The organism is Kitasatospora sp. NPDC058115 (genome assembly GCF_042884635.1).
GTDB lineage: Bacteria > Actinomycetota > Actinomycetes > Streptomycetales > Streptomycetaceae > Kitasatospora.
This window is the reverse complement of record NZ_JBHVTL010000002.1, coordinates 107923-125084: the sequence shown is the minus strand read 5'-3', so window position 1 is coordinate 125084 and position 17162 is coordinate 107923. Positions and strand designations below refer to the sequence as shown.

Genomic DNA, 17162 nt, shown 5'->3' with positions numbered 1-17162 from the left:
CCTCCTTACGCCGGACCTCCAGGCTACCGAGGATGGTCACCGGGCCGCCGCGCGGGGACGCGGGCCCGGTCCCCGACTTCCTGGAGGAAACGATGCTTCTCGTCACGGGTGTGAACGGCGGTCTCGGATCGCTGGTGCTGGAGCGGCTGGCCGCACGGCCCGGCGGCCCGGGGGACGTGCTGGCGGGCAGCCGCACCCCGCAGCTGGCACCGGAGGCCGGCGTCCCGGTGCGGACGGTGGACTTCGACCGGCCGCAGACCCTGGACGCCGCCTTCACCGGGGTGCGCACCCTGCTGCTGATCTCGGCCGGCTACGGCGAGGACGACGTGGTGATCGCCCGGCACCGGGCGGCGATCGAGGCGGCCGAACGGGCCGGTGTCGAGCACGTCGTCTACACCAGCCTCTCCGGCGACGGCGACCACCTCGCCTACGCCCTGGCCCACCGCTGGACCGAGCGGCGGCTGCGCGCGTCGGCCACCCTGCGCTGGACGATCCTGCGCAACGGCCTCTACGCCGAGCTGCTGGGCCTCCTCGCCCGCCCGGACGCCGAGGGCGTGATCACCGCCCCGCTGGGCGACGGCCGGCTGGCGGCGGTCGCCCGGGCCGACCTCGCCGAGGTCGCGGCGACGGTGGCCCTGGCACCGGCCGGACACGCGGGCCGGGTCTACGAGCTGGTCGGCGAGGAGGCGGTCGGCGGCGCCGACGTCGCCGCTGCGCTCACCCGCGCCACCGGCCGCCCGGTCGAGTACCGCCCCGCCACCCTGGCGCAGGCCCGGGCGGCGGTCGCGGCCTCGGGCGCCGAGGCCTTCCAGGTCCCGATGCTGACGGGCACGTGCTCGGCCGTCGCGCACGGCTTCCTGGCCGGGCCCGGCAGGCCCGGCGACCTCGCGGCCCTGCTCGGCCGCGCCCCGCGCCCGGCCCTGGACGTCATCGCGGCGGGCACCGACGCGGCCTGGTGATCCGCGGGCGGGTGCGGGTGGCCGCCACGCCCTGCCCGGCGGGCGGCGCGGCCGCCGGGACGCCGCCCGCCGTGCCGTCGGTCACAGGCCGCCGCCGAGGGTCACGCCGCCGTCCACCACCACGGTCTGCCCGGTGATCCACGCCGCGTCGGGGGAGAGCAGGAAGGCGACGGCGCCCGCGACGTCCTCGGGCACGCCGAGCCGGCCGAGCGGGTAGGCGGCGGCGACCTGCTCCTCGCGGCCCTCGTACAGGGCCTCGGCGAACCTCGTCTTCACCACGGCGGGGGCGACGGCGTTGACCCGGATGCCCTGCGGGCCCAGCTCGGCGGCGAGTTCGGCGGTGAGCCGGATCAACGCGGCCTTGGAGACCCCGTACATGCCGATCCCGGGGGAGGCGCGGATCCCGGCCACCGAGGCGACGTTGACCACCGAGCCGCCGTGCTCGCCCATCCAGGCGGCGTGCGCGCGGCGGGTCCAGGCCAGCGGGGCGAGCACGTTGACGGCGAGGATCTTGGTGGCGGCGGCGTCGTCGACGGTCAGCACCGGGCCGTGGACGGGGTTGATGCCGGTGTTGTTGACCAGGTGGTCGAGGCGGCCGAAGGCCTCCAGGGTGCGGGTGACCGCCTCCTCCTGGTGGGCCGGGTCGTCGGCGCGGCCGGCGACACCGATGGCGACCTCCGGGCCGCCGAGGTCGTGGACCGCCTCGGCGAGCGGTTCCGGGGTCCGGGCGGTGAGGCAGACCCTGGCCCCCCGGGCGATCAGCTCGCGTGCGATGCCGAGGCCGATGCCCCGGCTCGACCCGGTGACGACGGCCACCCGGCCCTTGAAGGAGTTCACCACGGGGGTCCTTTCGGCCTGGAGTGCGGCCGACCGGGCCGCCGACCAGACGAACGAGGCTCTGACCAAGCGCTTGCTCAGCATGGTGCCGGTGCGGGACCCTGTCAACAGTCCGCGGCGGCCCCGCGGGCCGAACGCCCGTGCGGCTGCCCGGCCGACCGATCTGCGAGGATGGCGCCATGACCAGCACGCCCATCGCCGACCTCTGGCCCGCCCTGCCCGGCGGCGCCGACTCCCGCCCGGAGGCGGCGTACCGGCTGCTCCAGGCCGCCGTGGAGTCCTTCGCCGAGCGCGGCTTCCACGCCACCACCACCCGGGACATCGCCACCGGCGCCGGGATGAGCCCGGCCGCGCTGTACATCCACTACCCCTCCAAGGCGGCCCTGCTGGCGGAGATCAGCCGGGCCGGGCACGCCGCGACGCTCGAACTGGTCCGCGCGGCGGTGGCCGGCGAGGGCGGTCCGGTGGCGCGGATGCGGCACCTGGTCGAGGAGTTCACCGCCTGGCACGCCCGGGCCCGGACGGTCGGCCGGGTGGTCAACTACGAGCTGCACGCGCTTCCGCAGGACGCCTACACGGTGGTCGCGGCGCTGCGGCTGGACATCGAGCGCGAGGTCGCCGAACTCATCGAGGCGGGCCGGGCGGCCGGGGACTTCGAGGTCGCCGAGGTGCGCACGGCCGCCCGCGCGGTCACCTCGCTGGGGATCGACGTGTCCCGCTGGTACACCGACCGCAGCAGCGAGACGCCGGAGGAACTCGGCCGCCGCTACGGGGAGCTGGTACTCAGGATGCTGGGCGCCGCGCTCTGAGCGCGGCTCCCCTCGGCCGTCCTTGACGGCGGTGCGGTGGCGCGGTTCGTGCGTCTCCGCCGTGGAGCGCGGCCCGGGGCGGCGCCCGGCCGACCCGAACCGCCGCGGCACCGGGTGCGGTGCACCGGGACCGCCGGCGTCCTGGACCGTCACGGCCGCCCGCCGCCGTGCCGATCCGCGCCGCCGCCGTCCCGGCCGCGGCGTCCGGCCCGCCGGTGCGGGCTCCGGCGCGCTCAGTCCGCCGGCGCGGGTGCCGGGGCGGCGGCGAGCAGGGCGTCCAGCAGGCCGGGGAAGCGGGCGTCGAGGTCGGTCCGGCGCAGCGAGACGTACCGGTGGCGCCCGGCGACCCGGGTGCTGGTGACGCCGGCCTCGCGCAGCACCCGCATGTGGTGCGAGACGGTCGACTTGTGGAGGTGTTCGAGGCCGAGGTGGCGGGGGTCGCAGGAGTGCTCGGCGCCGTCCGCGTAGCTGGTCAGCAGGCGCAGCCGGACCGGGTCGCCGAGGGCGTGCAGCACGGTGACCAGATCGATCTCGGCGGGGGCGGGCTGGGGCAGCCGCTCGTCGTCGGACATGGCCGGCGGCCTCCTCGGGGTGGGGCGCGGGGTGGGCGCCGGAACAGGACGGTTTGACAATCATCCACCAATCCGTACTGTTTGGCGAGCATCAAACTGTTGCCCACGCGTCCAACAATGTCCGTCCTGGGGGGATCGACGTGCCCGTCCGCCTGCTCCTGCTCGCCCTCGGCACCTTCGCCGTCGGCACCGACGCCATGGTCGTCGCCGGCATCCTCGGCCCGGTCTCCGACGACCTCGGGGTCTCGGTCACCGCCGCCGGCCAGCTGGTGACCGTCTTCGCCCTCGGCTACGCGCTGCTCGCCCCGCCGCTCGCCGCCCTCACCGCCCGCTGGCCGCGCCGCCGCCTGCTGCTCACCGCACTGACCGTGTTCGGCGCCGCCAACGCGCTCAGCGCGCTCGCCCCCTCGTTCGGCACGCTGCTGGCGACCCGGGTGCTGGCCGCCGCCGGAGCCGCGCTCTACACCCCGACCGCCAACGCGGTCGCCACCACCCTGGTCGCCCCCGAGCGGCGCGGCCGGGCGCTGGCCACGGTGCTCGGCGGCATGACCGTCGCCACCGCGCTCGGCGTGCCGCTCGGCACCTGGGTCGGGCGCACCGACTGGCGGCTGACGATGTGGCTGGTGACGGCGCTGAGCGCGGTCGCGCTGACCGGGCTGGCGCTGCTGCTGCGCGAACTGCCGGTGCCGGCCGCCGCCCCCGGTCTGCGCGACCGGCTGGCGCCGCTGCGCGACCGCCGGGTGCTCGGCGCCGCCTCGACCACCCTGGTGTTCTTCCTCGCCTTCCAGTCGGTCTACATCTACCTGGCCACCGCCGTCGCCCCGGCCACCGGCGGCCGGGCGGAGCGGCTGAGCCTGGTGCTGCTGGTCGCGGGCGTCGCCTCGGTGGCGGGCAGCTGGCTGGGCGGGCGGCTGGTGGACCGGGTCGGCGTCCGGCGGGTGCTGCTGGTCGGCAGCACGGTGGCGGCGGCCGCGTTCACCGCGCTGCCCTGGGCCGGGCGCTCGATGCCCGGCGCGCTCGCCTACGCCGTGGTCACCCCGCTGGCCGGGTGGGCGATCTCGGTCGCGCTGCCGCACCGGCTCGCCTCGCTGGACCCGGCCAACGCCCAGCTGCTGATCTCGCTCAACAGCAGCGCCCTCTACCTGGGGACGGCGGCGGGCGGCGCGGCCGGCAGCGCGGCGATCGCCCTGCTCGGCGAGCGCTGGTTCCCGCTCGCGGCGACCGTGCTGGCCCTGGTGGCCGCGGCCACCGCCCGGGCGACCACCCGGGGCGCGGCGCCCGCGCCGGCCGGTGCGGGCGCGGAGCGCGTCCCGGCGGCGGGCCGGCCGCCGGTGCGGTGACCGGCGCGGCGGGCGGCCGGAGGCGCCCCGGGCCGCCCGCTACGCCCGGATCGCCCGGAACAGCAACTCGGAGGTCTCCGCCCAGCGTTCGGCGATCTGCGACCGCTCGTGCAGGACGTCGGAGATCTGCTGGGTGCCGAAGAGCGCGGCCACCAGCGACCGGGCCGCCGCCTGCGGGCAGACCCCGGCGCGCAGCTCGCCGGCCGCCTCGGCGCGTCTCAGCAGGGCGGCCAGCAACCGGGTCCAGTCCACGTACGGCGTCGGCAACTCGGCGTCGATCTGCGGCCGTTCGATCTGCAGCCGGGCCCCGGCCCGGACGACGATGTCGTCCCGGAAGGCGGCCGCCGCCCCCGCCAGCAGGCGCGCCGAGGTCTCCAGCGGTCCGTGCCCCGCGGCGGTGACCTCCGCGAGCAGGGCGGGCCAGCGCGCGTAGTGCTGTTCGACCACGGCCACCGCGAGGGCCTCCTTGGTCGGGTAGTGGAAGTAGACGGCGCCCTTGGTCATCGCCACCCGGTCGGCCACGTCCTTCACCGAGGTCTGGCGGAAGCCCCGGGCCGCGAACAGTTCGGCGGCCGCGGTGAGCACCAGCGTCCTGGTGCGTGCCGCCCGGTCCTGCTTGGGGTCGGGGCCCCGCCGGGTGACGATGGGCCGCACCAGGAACGGGGTGGCCTGGTCGGACTCGGGCATGGTCGGCTCCTGGGGGGCGGGGTGGCGGGGGCGTCGCAATGTAGCGGTCCGGCCGCGGCCCGCGCGAGCGTGCGGAAGGAAGAATTCATGAATGTTCTGTCATCAGTTGTGTCCGCTGCGCACATCGGGTACCGCTGAGAACATTCGTTCAGAAAGGTATGTTCTTCCTCCAGGGAGGGCACATGATGAAGCAGGAGCGGGCGCGGCGCACCAGGGAGAAGGTGCTGGACGCCGCGGCCGAGGAGTTTTCCGCCCAGGGGTACAGCCGGGCCACCCTCAATGCGGTGGCGCAGCGGACCGGGATGACCAAGGGGGCGTTGTACGGGCACTTCGCGTCCAAACGCGCGCTCGCCGGTGCGCTGATGTCGCATTCGCGCAAGGTCTGGGACGAGATGCGGCTGACCCGCGACGTCCCGGGCGTCGAGGCCGCCGCCGTGCTGGAGGGGCTGGTGCTGGACCTCGCGCACCGGCTGAAGGAGGACGTCCGGCTGCGGGCGGCGCTGCGGCTGGCCACCGACATCCCGGACCCGGCGCAGCCGCACCCCGTCCGGCCGTCCCCGGCCGAGGCGCCGGACATCTTCGAGGACGTCCAGCGCGGTCTGGTCGTGCTGATCCGCCGGGCCCAGGGCGAGGGCGGCATGGCGCCCCGCCCGCCGGAGCTGGTCGCCCAGCTGCTGCTGGCCGTGCTGCACGGCGCCCCGCACGTCTCCTTCGGCCCGCCGGAGGCGGCCGGTCCGGCCGGCTACGACGCGGCCTGGCGGCTGCTGCTGGAGGCCCTGACCGGCGCCGGCCGCGGTCCGGCACCGGCCGGTGCCGCGCCCCGGGTCTGACGGCGCCGTCGGCCTGACCGCGCCTCAGGTCCGACCGCGCCTCGGACTTGATGGTGCCTCGGGCCCGACGGGGCCCGGGCGGGCGCGGAGACGGTTCCGTGCCCGCCCGGGCCGCCGGACGCGCGCCGGGCCGGCGTCAGTGGACGAAGTAGCTGAACCCGAGCGTCGCCGCGGACATCCCGGCGGCCACCGACCGCGTCACCACCCCACCGCAGTTCGGCGCGGAGTAGACGTCGACCGTCGCGTCCGTGAGGTTCTCGACGATCACGGGTGAGATGGTCGGGTAACACCCCGATGCCGGGTCCTTCTGCGGCAGGCCGTTCACCACCAGCACCCCCGTGGCCGCCTGCGCGGGCACGGCGAGCGCGAGCGCTCCGGCGGCGGCCAGCATCCCGGCCACGGCGATCCGATGACGCATGACTGTTCTCCCTTCCGAGGGCGCACAACCGGTAGGCGCCCTTCCGGGCCATGGATTCCCCGGCCGCCCGGTTCGTCCCGCCACCCCGGTCGCAATCGCCCGAACCGGGGACGGCGCACGGGTGCGGGCCGCCGCCGCGCGCAGCCGTCCGGGGCGGCCGGGGCACACGGAGGCCCGGGTGGCTGCGGAAACGATTCCGCAGCCACCCGGGCCGGTGGCCGGGCCGGGATCAGCCGTTGGCGAGGGCCTGGACGCGGTCGAAGGCGCCGTTGAAGAGGTTCTGGTCGCCCGGGAAGGTGCCGGAGTCGGCGTACTGCCAGATCGTCTGGAAGCTCCAGCCGGCCGGGAGGGTGCCGACGGTGGAGGCGTACCGGGCGATCCACAGCGGGTTGGTGGCGCCGAAGGAGGCGTTGTTGCCCGTGCAGGTGGTCCACCAGTTGGTGGTGGTGTAGATGGTGGGGTAGCGGCCGGTGCGGGTGTGCACGGTGGTGCTGAAAGCGCGGATCCAGCTCACCATGGCGCTCTGGCCGAGGCCGTAGCAGGTGGCGCCGTAGGGGTTGTACTCGATGTCGAGCGCGGGCGGGAGGGTCTTGCCGTCCTTCGACCAGCCGCCGCCGTGGTCCACGAACCAGTTGGCCTGGGCGGTGCCGGAGGAGCGGTCCGGGAGGGCGAAGTGGTACGCGCCGCGGATCAGGCCGGCGTTGTAGGAGCCGTTGTACTGCTGGGTGAAGTACGGGTTGGTGTACGTGGTGCCCTCGGTGGCCTTGACGTAGGCGAACCGGGCGCCGTTGGCGCGCACGGTGGACCAGGCGACGTTGCCCTGGTAGCTGGAGACGTCCAGGCCGGGCGTCTGGGTGACGGCGAGGGCGGCGGCGGGGGCGGCGCCGGGACCCCGGCCCTCGTGGGCGGCGACGGTGGAGCCGGCGAAGTCGAGCTCGGGGTGGATCGGCGGCAGCTCACCGCCGTGCCGGGCGGCGGAGTTGTCGGCGGGGACCGCGCCGGAGGGGGACGCGGTGCCGGGCGCGGGCTCGGCCGCGTACGCCGGGGCGGCCACGCCGACGGCCAGGGCGACCGCGGTGGCGAGGGCGGCGAACGCGGGGAGCCGGCGGTTCCCCGGTCTTCCGGCGCTGCGGGTGGGGCTGGCGGAGCGGGAAGTGCTGGGCATGACACTCCTCTGGTCCGTGATGACGACCCGTGGGACTTGCGGACAGCCGGTGCGCCGGGGACGGCGACCGGCTGGAGCAGGGTAGCCATGGACGTGCCGGCCCGCCAGGTACCCGTGGCCCCATCCTGAACGGGGGTCACAGGGCGGTGGCCCCCGTCGGTCCGCCCCCCGTTCGCACGCTGCGCACCGCTGGCCCGTCCCGCCCCGGGCGCCGCCCACCTGGGCGGACGCGGGTGCGGCGGGCGGGGGACCCGGGGGTGGTGCGGCAGCCCGGGGGCGGTGCGGCCGGCGCCCCCGGACCGCCGGGTCTTTCCGCCCCGGTCAGCCGGCCGTCGCCCACTCTTCGCGCAGCTGTCCGAACACCTCGTGGAAGGCGGGGAAGGTCTTGCGGACGCAGCCGGGGTCGTCGAAGGTGATGCCGGGCGTGCGCAGCGCGGTGACGGAGAACGACATCACCATCCGGTGGTCGCCGTACGAGGCGAGTTCGGTGCCGCGCGGAGTGCCCGGCCGGATCTCGATCCAGTCGTGGCCGGTGGCGACGCCGATCCCCAGCCGGCGCAGGTTCTCCGCGCAGGCGTCCAGCCGGTCGCATTCCTTGATCCGGGTGTTGGCGACGTTCTCGATCCGCACCGGCCCGTCGGCGAACGGCGCGAGGGCGGCGAGCGTCGGCATGGTGTCGGAGATGTCGCGCATGTCGACGGTCAGGCCCGACAGCCGGCCGTCCCGGGGGCCCCGGACGGTGACCCGGTCCGCGCCGGTCTCCACCCGCGCGCCCATCCGGGCCAGCACCTCGGTGAACCGCAGGTCCCCCTGGAGGGCGCCGCGGCCCAGCCCCGGGACGGTCAGCTCCCGCCCGGTGAGCGCGGCGGCCGCGAAGAAGTAGCTCGCCGTCGAGGCGTCCGGCTCGACGGGGTAGCGGGTGGCGCGGTAGCCGCCGGGCGCCACCTCGAAGACGCTGCCGGTGCGGGTCACGGTGGCGCCGAAGGCCCGCATCATGGCGACGGTGATCTCCACGTACGGCGCGGAGACCAGATCGGTCACCGTGATCCGCAGGCCCTGCTCGGTGAGCGGGCCGAGCAGCAGCAGCGCGGTGAGGTACTGCGAGGACAGGCTCGCGTCCAGGCTCAGTTCCCCGCCGCGGACGCCGTCGGCGGTGATCCGCAGCGGGTGGTGGCCCTCGGCCTCCTCGTGCCGCAGGTCGACGCCCAGGGTGCGCAGCGCCGTGGTGAGCGGGCCGAGCGGACGCCGGCGCAGCTGGGCGGAGGCGTCGAAGCGGAAGGAGCCGCGGCCGGCCGCGGCGAGCACGGGCAGGAAGCGGCCGGTGGTCGCGCCGTCGCGGCAGTACACCTCGGCGTCGTGGGCCGGGCCCTGCGGGCGTCCCCCGATCGTCCAGCCGTCCTCCTCCCGGGTGAGCGCGTAGCCGAGCGCGCGCAGGCCCTCGGCGAAGCCCTCGGTGTCGTCCGAGCTCAGCGGCCGGAGCAGGGTGGTGGTGCCGTCGGCGGCGGCGGCGAGGAACAGCGCCCGCGCGGTGACCGACTTGGAGCCGGGGATCTCGACGGTCGTCATGGGGCCTCCGGGGTGAGTGGGCCTGGTGGGAGGGGTGGGGCGGTCGTCCCGGCCATCCTGCCGGAGGGGGTGCGGGGCCCGGGGAGGCGTCCGGCTGCTGGACGCCCCGCCCGGTGGCGCGCCCGGGCGGGGCCGGCCGCGCCCGTCGGGGACGCCGGCGGGGGCGTCGGGGCAGGTCGGGGGCCCGGCCGGCTGTGGCACCATGCCAGGGATCGGCCGAACGGCCGCCGCCCGCCCGGGCCGTTCGTCCGGGACCGCCCGAGAAGAGGCCCCCGTGCCCGAGAGCAGCACCCGAGCGGCCGCCGAGGCCGTCGCCGCCGACCGGCTCGGCTTCCGCACCGCGACCACCGCCGACGTCCCCGCCCTGCTCGCCCTGGTCGAGTCCGCCTACCGGGGCGACGCCAGCCGGGCCGGCTGGACCACCGAGGCCGATCTGCTGGAGGGTCAGCGCACCGACACCGAGGGCGTCACCGCGGCCGTCACCCACCCCGACGGGGTGGTGCTGCTCGCCGAGCTGGACGGCGAACTGCTCGCCTGCTGCCAGCTGGAACGCCGGGGCGAGCACGCCTACTTCGGGATGTTCTCGGTGCGCCCCGGCCGGCAGGGCGGCGGCCTCGGGCGGGCCGTGCTCGCGCGGGCCGAGCGGTACGCGGCCGAGGAGTGGGGCGCGGTGGAGATGGAGATGACGGTGATCGAGCAGCGCGCCGAGCTGATCGCCTGGTACGAGCGCCGCGGCTTCCACCGCACCGGCGTCCACGCGCCGTTCCCGTACGGGGACGAGCGCTTCGGCATCCCGCTCCGCGCGGATCTGCGGTTCGAGAAGCTGACCAAGGCGCTCACTGCCCGGTAGCGGCGGTGACGGGCCCGGACCGGGCCGGGGGCGCCCCCGGCCCGGTCCGGGCGGGGCCCCGTGGATCAGGCCCGGGCCGGCCCCGGCAGCAGACCGCGCTCGCGCAGCAGCGGGAGCAGCTGGTCGCGGACGGCGGGAGCCAGCCGCAGGTCGGGGTCGAGTCCGTCCGTCCAGCGCAGCGCGGCGAGTTCGGCCGCGGGGGCGGGCGCGCGGTCGAGCCCGGCCTCGAACACGGTCATCCGCATCGGCACGCCCTCCAGTGCCGCGACCGCATTGATCTCGGCGAGGTGGCGCGGTCCGACCGGGGCCGCGCCCAGCTCCTCCGCCAGCTCGCGGGTCAGCGCCGAGAGCGGCCCCTCCCCGGCGTCCGGCTTGCCGCCGGGGAGGTAGTAGACGTCCGGTGCCGCCCTCTTGCTGACGACCAGGAGCCGGCCGTCCTCGACCACGGCGGCGGCCACGACGGTGAGCGGTGCGGGATCGGTCTCCGGTGTTTCGTGTTCGAACATGATCATGATTGTCCCGGTCGCCGCTCACCCGGCTCCACCCGGGGCCCGTGCGGCCGGTCCCGTGCGGCGACCGGATGCCCCGCGGCGACGGCGTTTCCGTGCGGCGGGCCGGGCCGCGTACACCCGGCGGCACGGCCGGCGCCCGGACGAGCCCCGCAGCCCGCCGGCCGCTCCGGCGGACCGTTGCGCGCCGTCCTCGCCGACCCACCCCGCACCGCGAAGGGACCGTGCAGGCACCGTACGGGACGCGTCTGCGGGCGCCGCGCGACGCAGACCCGGCGGACCCGCCGCCCGCTCAGCCGTAGATGCTGCGGCACAGCCGGGCCTGCTCGGAACCGGCCGCCCACCGGCCGAACCGCTCGGCCTGGTCGCAGATCGTGTCCGCCGCCGCGCCCGCCGCCGCACCGGCCGGCGGAGCGCTCGCGGCGGCGGAGGGCGCGTGCGCGGCGCCGGACGCCGGCGCGGGAACCGGGGCGGGACCACCTGCCGGGGCGCCCGCCGACCGGCTCGGCGCCGGGCGCGGCGAACGGCTCGCCTTGGGCCGCGGCGACGCGGGGTGGTCCGCGCCGTCGGCCCGGGACGCGGCCTCCGGCTGCGCCCCGCCCGCCGTGCCCGCCGTCGCGCTCGCGACCGGGCTCGCGGCCGCGGCGGTGGGCGCGCCCTCGCCGCTGGTCGTCGGCGGCGGCAGCGGGGACGGCGCCGGTACCGGCAGCCGGTCGGCCGCCGCCGAGGCCACCGGGGACGGCGGCAGCGGAGGGGTCGCGGACGGCGCCGGGAACGCCACCACCCCGGACGACTCGTCGCCCGGCCCGGGCCCGCACATCGCCAGCACCGCCGCCAGCCCGGCGACGATCCCCGCCGAGCCCGCCATCCACATCCGCCGGCGCCGCCGACGGGCGGCCTCGGCGGCCTGCGCCAGCGCCTCCCAGGCCGGCGGCTCACCGGGCGGCGTCGTGGGCGGCGCCGGCACCGGCGGAGGCTGCCACGCGTGCGCCGGCCACTGCCACTGCACCGTGCCGGACGGCTTGGTGACGCCCGGGCCCGCCGTCCGCTCCCAGCCCGCCGCCGGTCTGCCCGCCGCCGGTCTGCCGGTCACCGGCCCGCCCACCACCGGTCCGCGCGGCGGCGGGGGACCGCCGCTCGCCGGTGATCCGTGCCCCGCCGGTGCCCCGCTGCCTGCCGTTTGCCCGCTCATGTCCTGGTCCTCCTGCCATCGCCTGCTCCGGCACCCCGGCGGTTCGCCCGGCGCCGGCGCCCGGTCGTACGGGGACGGGGCCGGTCCGGCGCCGCCGCAGGGCCCCGCTCGCCGTGCTCAACGAGCGCGCCGACGGCGGGACATGACCCGGAAGAGGGGCCCCGGGGCGCGCCCGGGCCGCCTCGCGCCCCGCCCGTACGCTGCCTGCCCTGCCCCGGGTGCGCTCGCCGGGGGTCCACCACATGCTGGGGGCATGGAAACCAACAGCCCGTCCGGATCGGCGCAGCCCCAGGTCGAGGTCGCCGAGTTCCGCACCGACAGCCGCTACCGGCTGGTCCACTTCGAGGGACACGGCTGGGAGCCGCTCGGCCCCGAGGAGTTCGAACCACGGCTCCACCAGCTGTTCCCCGACCTCGACCCGCGCGACCCGGTCCGGGTCCGGTGGGAGGACCGTCCCTGGGAGTGGCCCGCCTGGCACCCCGGCGAGGCCTGACCGCAAGCGTGACCGCCGTCCGGGGTACGGTTGACGCGGCCCGTTGACGGCCCCGGCGGCACGGGGCGACTCCGGCCGGGCCCGTCCGGACGACTTGAGGGGGAGCGGCCGTGGGGGAAGCGCGCACGAACCGCCCGGTGGGGACCACCGGCTACGGTGCGCAGGCCGACCAGCTGGCGGCGCAGTACGAGAGCGTCACCTTCGCCGAGGTCCACCGCGAGACCCTGCACCTGCTCCCGTCCCGCCCCTCGGACGTCCTCGACGTCGGCGCCGGCAGCGGACGCGACGCCGCCGCGCTGGCCGCCCTCGGCCACCGCGTGGTCGCCGCCGAGCCGACCGGCGAGCTGCGCCGGATCGGTGAGCGCCTGCACGCCGGCAGCGGCGTGCACTGGGTGGACGACGCCCTGCCCGCGCTGCCCCGCCTCGGCGCGGCCGGCCGCCGCTTCGACGTCGTCCTGCTCACCGCCGTCTGGATGCACCTGCCGCCCGGGGAACGCCCGGCGGCCATGGCCGCGCTGGCCGGGCTGCTCGCCCCGGCCGGGCGGCTCTTCCTCCGCCTGCGCCACGGCCCCGTCCCGCCGGGCCGCCGGATGTACGAGGCCGTGGCGGCCGAGGTGCTCGCCCTCGGCTCCGCGCACGGGCTGCACCCGCTGCTGCACACCGAACGCCCCGACCTGCACGGCCGCTCCGACGTCCGCTGGAGCGACCTGGTCCTCGCGGACGCCGCCCCGGCCGGAGCCGCCCGCTCCTGAGCGGAGCCGCCGCCGCACCGGCGGGCGACCCCGCCCGTTCAGCCCGCGAAGCCCCCGTTGCTCATCAGCAGCTGGCCGTTGACCCACTGGCCCTGCGGCGAGCAGAGGAAGGCGACGAGGTTCGCGGTGTCCTCGGGCGTGCCGAGGCGGCCGAGCGGGGTGCGGCCGAGGACCTCCGTCCGCACCTCCTCGGTCATCCAGCCGGTGTCCACCGGGCCGGGGTTGACCACGTTGGCGGTCACCCCCAGGTGGGCGAACTCGTGGGCCGCCGCCAGGGTGATCCGGTCGAGCGCCCCCTTGCTGGCGCCGTAGGGCAGGTTGCCCGCCGTGTGGTCGCTGGTGAGCGCGACGATCCGGCCGCGGCCGGCCGGCCCGGCGAACCGGCGTCCGAACTCCCGGATCAGCAGCCAGCTCGCCCGGGCGTTGACCGCGAAGTGGCGGTCGAAGCTCTCCGGCGTGGTGTCGAGGAGACCGGAGTCCACCGACTCGCAGTGGCCCAGCACCAGCGCCGTCACACCGCCGAGCCGCGCCGTCACCTCGTCGAAGACCCGGCCGGGAGCGTCCGGTTCGGCGAGGTCGGCCTCCACTGCCGCGCTCGCCGCACCCCGCTCGGCGAGCGCGCGCCCGACGGCCTCGGCGGCGCCGGCCTCGGCGCCCCAGGCCATCCGGCGGTCGTAGGGGGTCCAGTAGGTGAAGGCGACGTCCCAGCCGGAGGCGGCGAGGCGGGACGCGATGCCGGCGCCGATCCCGGCCGTCCGGCCGACGCCGGTGACCAGGGCCACCGGACGGGCGGGGTCGGGGGAGCGCGGGGGTTCGTGGGCGGCGGTCATGACGAGTGATCGTCCGCGCCGCCCGGCGGCACGTCAAATCGTTGGCGCACGAGCGCGGTTGTCCCGGACAATGGCCGGCATGGAGGAGGTCGAGGTCGTCGTCGCCCACAGCGAGCGCGCCACCCTGCGCGTCGGCGATGTCTTCCTGAAGGTCGACGCGGACCGGACGCGCACCGACGTCGAGGTCGCGGCGATGGCCCTGGCGCCGGTCCCGACCCCGGCGGTGCTGTGGCGCAGGCCGCCGGTGCTCGCGCTCGCCGCCCTCCCGGGGGCGGCGCTCGGCCGGCTCGGCGAGCCGTCGCCCGCGTCCCCCGCGGCGTGGGCCGCCGCCGGGGCCGCCGTACGGCGGCTGCACGACGCGCCGCTGCCGCCGTGGCCGGGGCGGAGCCGCGAGGAGTGGGCCGCGCGGCTCGACGCCGAATGCGGGTGGCTCCTCGCCCATGACGTCCTTCCCGCCGGCCTGGTCACGCGCAACCGCCGGATCGCCGAGGCCGCGCTCCGCCCGTGGGCGCCGGTGTTCGTCCACGGAGACCTGCAGCTGTCCCACGTGTTCGTCGACGGTGACGCGGTCACCGGCGTGATCGACTGGTCCGAGGCGGCCCGGGGCGACGCCCTCTACGACCTCGCCCTGCTGACCCTCGGACACCCGGAGCACCTCGGCGACGTCCTCGCCGGCTACGGCGCCGACGCCGACCGCGAGGTGATCCGCGCGTGGTGGTCGCTGCGCAGCCTGGTGACGGTCCGCTGGCTGGCCGAGCACGGCTTCGACCCGGCCGCGCCGGGCTGCGAGATCGACGTGCTGCGGTCCCGGGTGTGACCCGGGTGTGAAACCGGGCGGCCCGCGCGGGCCGCGGCCGTCCCCGGGCCGGAGACCGAGGGGCTCCTCGGCCTCCGGGCGTAGGTCCCCGGCCCCATGCGCGCTCCCGGCCCGCCGGTTAGGGTCCGTGATCATGCAGAGTACGGAGATCGTCCGCCGCACGACGGCGGAACGCAGGCGCGACACGGTGGAACGGCTCGTCGCCGAACGCGACGTCTGGGTCTCGACGGCGCACCCCGATCACGGGCCGCACCAGGTGCCGCTGTGGTTCCTGTGGGACGGCCGGGCGGTGTGGATGTGCACCGGTGCCGGGTCCGCGACCGCGCGCAACGTCCGCGTGGAGCCGCGGGTGCGCCTGGCCCTGCCGGACAGCTACGACGTGGTGCTCCTCCAGGGCGAGGCGCAGTGGTTCACGGACCAGGACGTGCCCGCGGACGCGGCGGAGGCGTACACCGCCAAGTTCGGCTGGGACCCGCGGACGGAGGAGGGTCCCTTCGTCTACGTGCGCGTGGTGCCGGAGATCGTGCGCGCCTGGCACGGCGAGCGGGAACTGCGCGGCCGGGTCGTCATGCGCGACGGGACGTGGCTGGAGTAACGGGGCACCCCGTCGGAGCAGGGGCGAGGGGGCGCGGTTTCCCCGGTGGCACCGCGATCGCATACCTTTCCGCACATGACCATGTGTCACCTGTCGATCCTGGAACCGGAGAACGGCCGCTGCGGACTGCGCGCCGCGCTGCTCCTCTCCGCGCTGGGCGTCACCACCGTCGCGCTGACCGCCTCCGCCCCGGCCTCCGCCGGCACCGGCCGCGACCTGCGGGTCGACGCCGGGGCGCACGGCACCACCGCCCGCTGGCTGGTCGACGGCCTCAGGGCCGCCGCACCCGCGCCGGGGGTCCCCCTGCGCGGGCCGGGTGCGCCGCTCACCGTGTACGCCCATCGCGGCGCCTCCTCCGCCGCGCCCGAGAACACCCTCCTCGCCGACGAGGTGGCCCGCCGCTCCGGCGTCGAGTGGATCGAGAACGACGTCCAGCCCAGCAAGGACGGCGTGCCCTACGTCCTGCACGACGAGACCGTGAACCGCACCACCAGCGGCACCGGCCGCATCCGCGACCTGACGGCCGCCCAGCTGGACGCCCTCGACGCGGGCTCCTGGTTCGCCCCGGCGTTCGCGGGCGCCCGGGTCCCGAGCCTGGCCGCCCAGCTGGACGACCTGCACGCGCGCGGCGGCAGCCTGCTGCTGGAGATCAAGGGCCCGCACAGCCGCGACGAGGTCGCCCGCGTCGTCAAAGACATCCGCGACCACGACATGGCCGGCCGGGTCCTCGTCCAGAGCTTCGACGCCGACGCCCTGCGCCTCACCCGCGAACTCGCCCCCGACCTGCCGCTCGCCCTGCTGCGCAGCGAGCTCGACGCCGACCCGGTGGCCGTCGCCGGGGAACTCGGCCTGTCCGCCTACCACCCGTCCGACAGTGCCCTCGCCTCCCGCCCGGAGATCGTCACGGCGCTGCACGCGGCCGGCGTCGCGGTCAACGTCTGGACCGTCGACGCGGCCACCCGCTGGAAGGCCCTGGACGCCGCCGGGGTCGACGGCATCATCACCAACCACCCCGCCGAGCTCGCCGGCTGGCTCTCCGCCCGTCCGTAGCCGCCCACGGAAGGGTGGACCGGGAGGCCACGAGGACGGCGGCGACGACGGAGACGGGGACGGCGACGGAGAAGGAGAAGGAGGAAGCGATGGAACGGCGTGCGACGACCGGCCGGACACCCGACGGGCGGCTCACGGTCGACTTCCACGCCCGGCGGGCCGTGGCCGACGGCCGCGTCGTGGACCTGACCTACGGCGACTGCAGGCTCCTGCTCGGCCTGATCGAGCAGGGCGAGGAGTACCGCGACGCCCGTGACCTCGGCCGCCGGGTCTGGAACTCCTCCTGGGCCGGCGAACGCGAGGTGGCGGTCCGCCTCGGCCACCTCCGTGCGAAGCTCGGCCGGGACTGGGTCGAGTCCACCGCCCGGGGCCACCGCCTCGGCCGCCCGCCGCTCCCGGACGCCGCCGGCCCGCAAGAAACCTGACGGCGCGTCAACTCCACGGGAAAAACGGGAGATCGACTTCAACCCCGGGTGCCCGGCGGCTATCCTCGCCCTGCGGCGCGGCGGCGCGCCGGCAGCAGCCTGAACACGGATCGCTGGGTTGGGTGGGGGAAGACATGGCGGACGAGCCGGAGATCACCGGACCGGACTCCCTGGAGTTCTGGGTCACCGAGGACGACACGGATGACGCCGACACGATGGGCGTCTTCGGCCGCGACCGCGAGGCCGTGCTGCGCCGCGTCCCGCTCGGCGCCCTGCGCGAGAACCTCACCGAGACCGTCGACGCGCTGCAGGCCGTGTTCGAGCGGATCGCGGAGCGCGGCGGCCCGCTGCCGCTCAAGGAGGTGCAGCTGAGCTTCCAGGTCTCCGCCTCCGGCGGCGTGCAGCTGATCGGCAGCTCCCAGGTGCAGGGCACGCGCGGGATCACCTTCGTCTTCGGCCGCTGACG

21 protein-coding genes are annotated in these 17162 nt (G+C 76.8%); 12 read left to right on the top strand and 9 right to left on the bottom strand.

What is annotated here, in order from left to right:
• Positions 1 to 92 precede the first annotated feature (92 nt).
• Positions 93 to 959 (top strand): NAD(P)H-binding protein, encoded by an 867-nt coding sequence (locus ACFVVL_RS02495; protein ID WP_387670784.1) that lies wholly within the window; start codon positions 93 to 95, stop codon positions 957 to 959.
• 81 nt (positions 960 to 1040) lie between these two features.
• Here ACFVVL_RS02495 and ACFVVL_RS02490 read toward each other — a convergent pair whose 3' ends face one another.
• Positions 1041 to 1799 carry an SDR family oxidoreductase gene (locus ACFVVL_RS02490; protein WP_387670782.1) on the bottom strand — a complete coding sequence of 253 codons (759 nt, stop codon included), beginning with the start codon at positions 1797 to 1799 and terminating at the stop codon, positions 1041 to 1043.
• A 176-nt stretch (positions 1800 to 1975) separates the two neighbouring features.
• Here ACFVVL_RS02490 and ACFVVL_RS02485 point away from each other — a divergent pair, with 176 nt between their 5' ends.
• Entirely contained in the window at positions 1976 to 2605 is a 630-nt protein-coding gene (locus ACFVVL_RS02485; RefSeq protein WP_380291978.1) for a TetR/AcrR family transcriptional regulator, read from the top strand.
• Positions 2606 to 2838: 233 nt separating this feature from the next.
• Here the strand turns inward: ACFVVL_RS02485 and ACFVVL_RS02480 are convergent, their stop codons facing one another.
• Positions 2839 to 3177 carry an ArsR/SmtB family transcription factor gene (locus ACFVVL_RS02480; protein WP_380291976.1) on the bottom strand — a complete coding sequence of 113 codons (339 nt, stop codon included), beginning with the start codon at positions 3175 to 3177 and terminating at the stop codon, positions 2839 to 2841.
• Between the two features lie 140 nt (positions 3178 to 3317).
• Here ACFVVL_RS02480 and ACFVVL_RS02475 point away from each other — a divergent pair, with 140 nt between their 5' ends.
• The gene (locus tag ACFVVL_RS02475; RefSeq protein WP_387670779.1) at positions 3318 to 4517 is read left to right on the top strand and encodes an MFS transporter; all 1200 of its coding nucleotides are present in this window, start codon (positions 3318 to 3320) and stop codon (positions 4515 to 4517) included.
• Positions 4518 to 4556: 39 nt separating this feature from the next.
• Here ACFVVL_RS02475 and ACFVVL_RS02470 read toward each other — a convergent pair whose 3' ends face one another.
• A complete protein-coding gene (locus tag ACFVVL_RS02470) occupies positions 4557 to 5204 on the bottom strand; it encodes a ScbR family autoregulator-binding transcription factor (protein ID WP_387670777.1) in 648 nt (215 codons plus the stop codon).
• Between the two features lie 182 nt (positions 5205 to 5386).
• On the opposite strand from ACFVVL_RS02470, the gene ACFVVL_RS02465 reads away from it, so the two are divergent.
• Complete coding sequence (locus ACFVVL_RS02465) at positions 5387 to 6034, top strand: TetR family transcriptional regulator (protein ID WP_380291969.1); 648 nt, start codon at positions 5387 to 5389, stop codon at positions 6032 to 6034.
• Positions 6035 to 6170: 136 nt separating this feature from the next.
• Here ACFVVL_RS02465 and ACFVVL_RS02460 read toward each other — a convergent pair whose 3' ends face one another.
• The 3 genes from ACFVVL_RS02460 to aroA all read right to left on the bottom strand — a co-directional run bounded on the left by ACFVVL_RS02460 (position 6171) and on the right by aroA (position 9183).
• Positions 6171 to 6452: a hypothetical protein gene (locus ACFVVL_RS02460; RefSeq protein ID WP_380291967.1), complete on the bottom strand. Its 282-nt coding sequence runs from the start codon at positions 6450 to 6452 to the stop codon at positions 6171 to 6173.
• Between the two features lie 229 nt (positions 6453 to 6681).
• Positions 6682 to 7617, bottom strand: coding sequence for a lysozyme (locus ACFVVL_RS02455; RefSeq protein ID WP_387670775.1), 936 nt, complete (start codon positions 7615 to 7617; stop codon positions 6682 to 6684).
• Positions 7618 to 7938: 321 nt separating this feature from the next.
• Positions 7939 to 9183, bottom strand: a complete 1245-nt coding sequence (gene aroA, locus ACFVVL_RS02450; RefSeq protein ID WP_387670773.1) for a 3-phosphoshikimate 1-carboxyvinyltransferase — start codon at positions 9181 to 9183, stop codon at positions 7939 to 7941.
• Between the two features lie 274 nt (positions 9184 to 9457).
• On the opposite strand from aroA, the gene ACFVVL_RS02445 reads away from it, so the two are divergent.
• Positions 9458 to 10033, top strand: coding sequence for a GNAT family N-acetyltransferase (locus ACFVVL_RS02445; RefSeq protein ID WP_380291961.1), 576 nt, complete (start codon positions 9458 to 9460; stop codon positions 10031 to 10033).
• A 65-nt stretch (positions 10034 to 10098) separates the two neighbouring features.
• Here ACFVVL_RS02445 and ACFVVL_RS02440 read toward each other — a convergent pair whose 3' ends face one another.
• Entirely contained in the window at positions 10099 to 10539 is a 441-nt protein-coding gene (locus tag ACFVVL_RS02440; RefSeq protein ID WP_387670771.1) for an NUDIX domain-containing protein, read from the bottom strand.
• Positions 10540 to 10834: 295 nt separating this feature from the next.
• Positions 10835 to 11635 carry a hypothetical protein gene (locus ACFVVL_RS02435; RefSeq protein WP_387670769.1) on the bottom strand — a complete coding sequence of 267 codons (801 nt, stop codon included), beginning with the start codon at positions 11633 to 11635 and terminating at the stop codon, positions 10835 to 10837.
• A 352-nt stretch (positions 11636 to 11987) separates the two neighbouring features.
• On the opposite strand from ACFVVL_RS02435, the gene ACFVVL_RS02430 reads away from it, so the two are divergent.
• Together ACFVVL_RS02430 and ACFVVL_RS02425 are read left to right on the top strand one after the other, a co-directional pair.
• Positions 11988 to 12227 (top strand): hypothetical protein, encoded by a 240-nt coding sequence (locus tag ACFVVL_RS02430; RefSeq protein ID WP_387670767.1) that lies wholly within the window; start codon positions 11988 to 11990, stop codon positions 12225 to 12227.
• 137 nt (positions 12228 to 12364) lie between these two features.
• The gene (locus ACFVVL_RS02425; RefSeq protein WP_387670765.1) at positions 12365 to 12979 is read left to right on the top strand and encodes a class I SAM-dependent methyltransferase; all 615 of its coding nucleotides are present in this window, start codon (positions 12365 to 12367) and stop codon (positions 12977 to 12979) included.
• A 38-nt stretch (positions 12980 to 13017) separates the two neighbouring features.
• Here ACFVVL_RS02425 and ACFVVL_RS02420 read toward each other — a convergent pair whose 3' ends face one another.
• Positions 13018 to 13809 carry an SDR family oxidoreductase gene (locus tag ACFVVL_RS02420; RefSeq protein WP_387670763.1) on the bottom strand — a complete coding sequence of 264 codons (792 nt, stop codon included), beginning with the start codon at positions 13807 to 13809 and terminating at the stop codon, positions 13018 to 13020.
• Positions 13810 to 13888: 79 nt separating this feature from the next.
• On the opposite strand from ACFVVL_RS02420, the gene ACFVVL_RS02415 reads away from it, so the two are divergent.
• The 5 genes from ACFVVL_RS02415 to ACFVVL_RS02395 all read left to right on the top strand — a co-directional run bounded on the left by ACFVVL_RS02415 (position 13889) and on the right by ACFVVL_RS02395 (position 17160).
• On the top strand, positions 13889 to 14626 hold the full coding sequence (locus ACFVVL_RS02415) for a phosphotransferase (RefSeq protein WP_387670761.1): 738 nt from the start codon (positions 13889 to 13891) through the stop codon (positions 14624 to 14626).
• Positions 14627 to 14759: 133 nt separating this feature from the next.
• Positions 14760 to 15221 (top strand): pyridoxamine 5'-phosphate oxidase family protein, encoded by a 462-nt coding sequence (locus ACFVVL_RS02410; RefSeq protein WP_380294120.1) that lies wholly within the window; start codon positions 14760 to 14762, stop codon positions 15219 to 15221.
• Between the two features lie 75 nt (positions 15222 to 15296).
• Complete coding sequence (locus ACFVVL_RS02405) at positions 15297 to 16271, top strand: glycerophosphodiester phosphodiesterase (protein ID WP_387670759.1); 975 nt, start codon at positions 15297 to 15299, stop codon at positions 16269 to 16271.
• A gap of 89 nt (positions 16272 to 16360) precedes the next feature.
• The gene (locus ACFVVL_RS02400; RefSeq protein WP_387670757.1) at positions 16361 to 16696 is read left to right on the top strand and encodes a hypothetical protein; all 336 of its coding nucleotides are present in this window, start codon (positions 16361 to 16363) and stop codon (positions 16694 to 16696) included.
• A gap of 134 nt (positions 16697 to 16830) precedes the next feature.
• Positions 16831 to 17160, top strand: coding sequence for a hypothetical protein (locus ACFVVL_RS02395; protein ID WP_380294123.1), 330 nt, complete (start codon positions 16831 to 16833; stop codon positions 17158 to 17160).
• Positions 17161 to 17162: the final 2 nt, after the last annotated feature.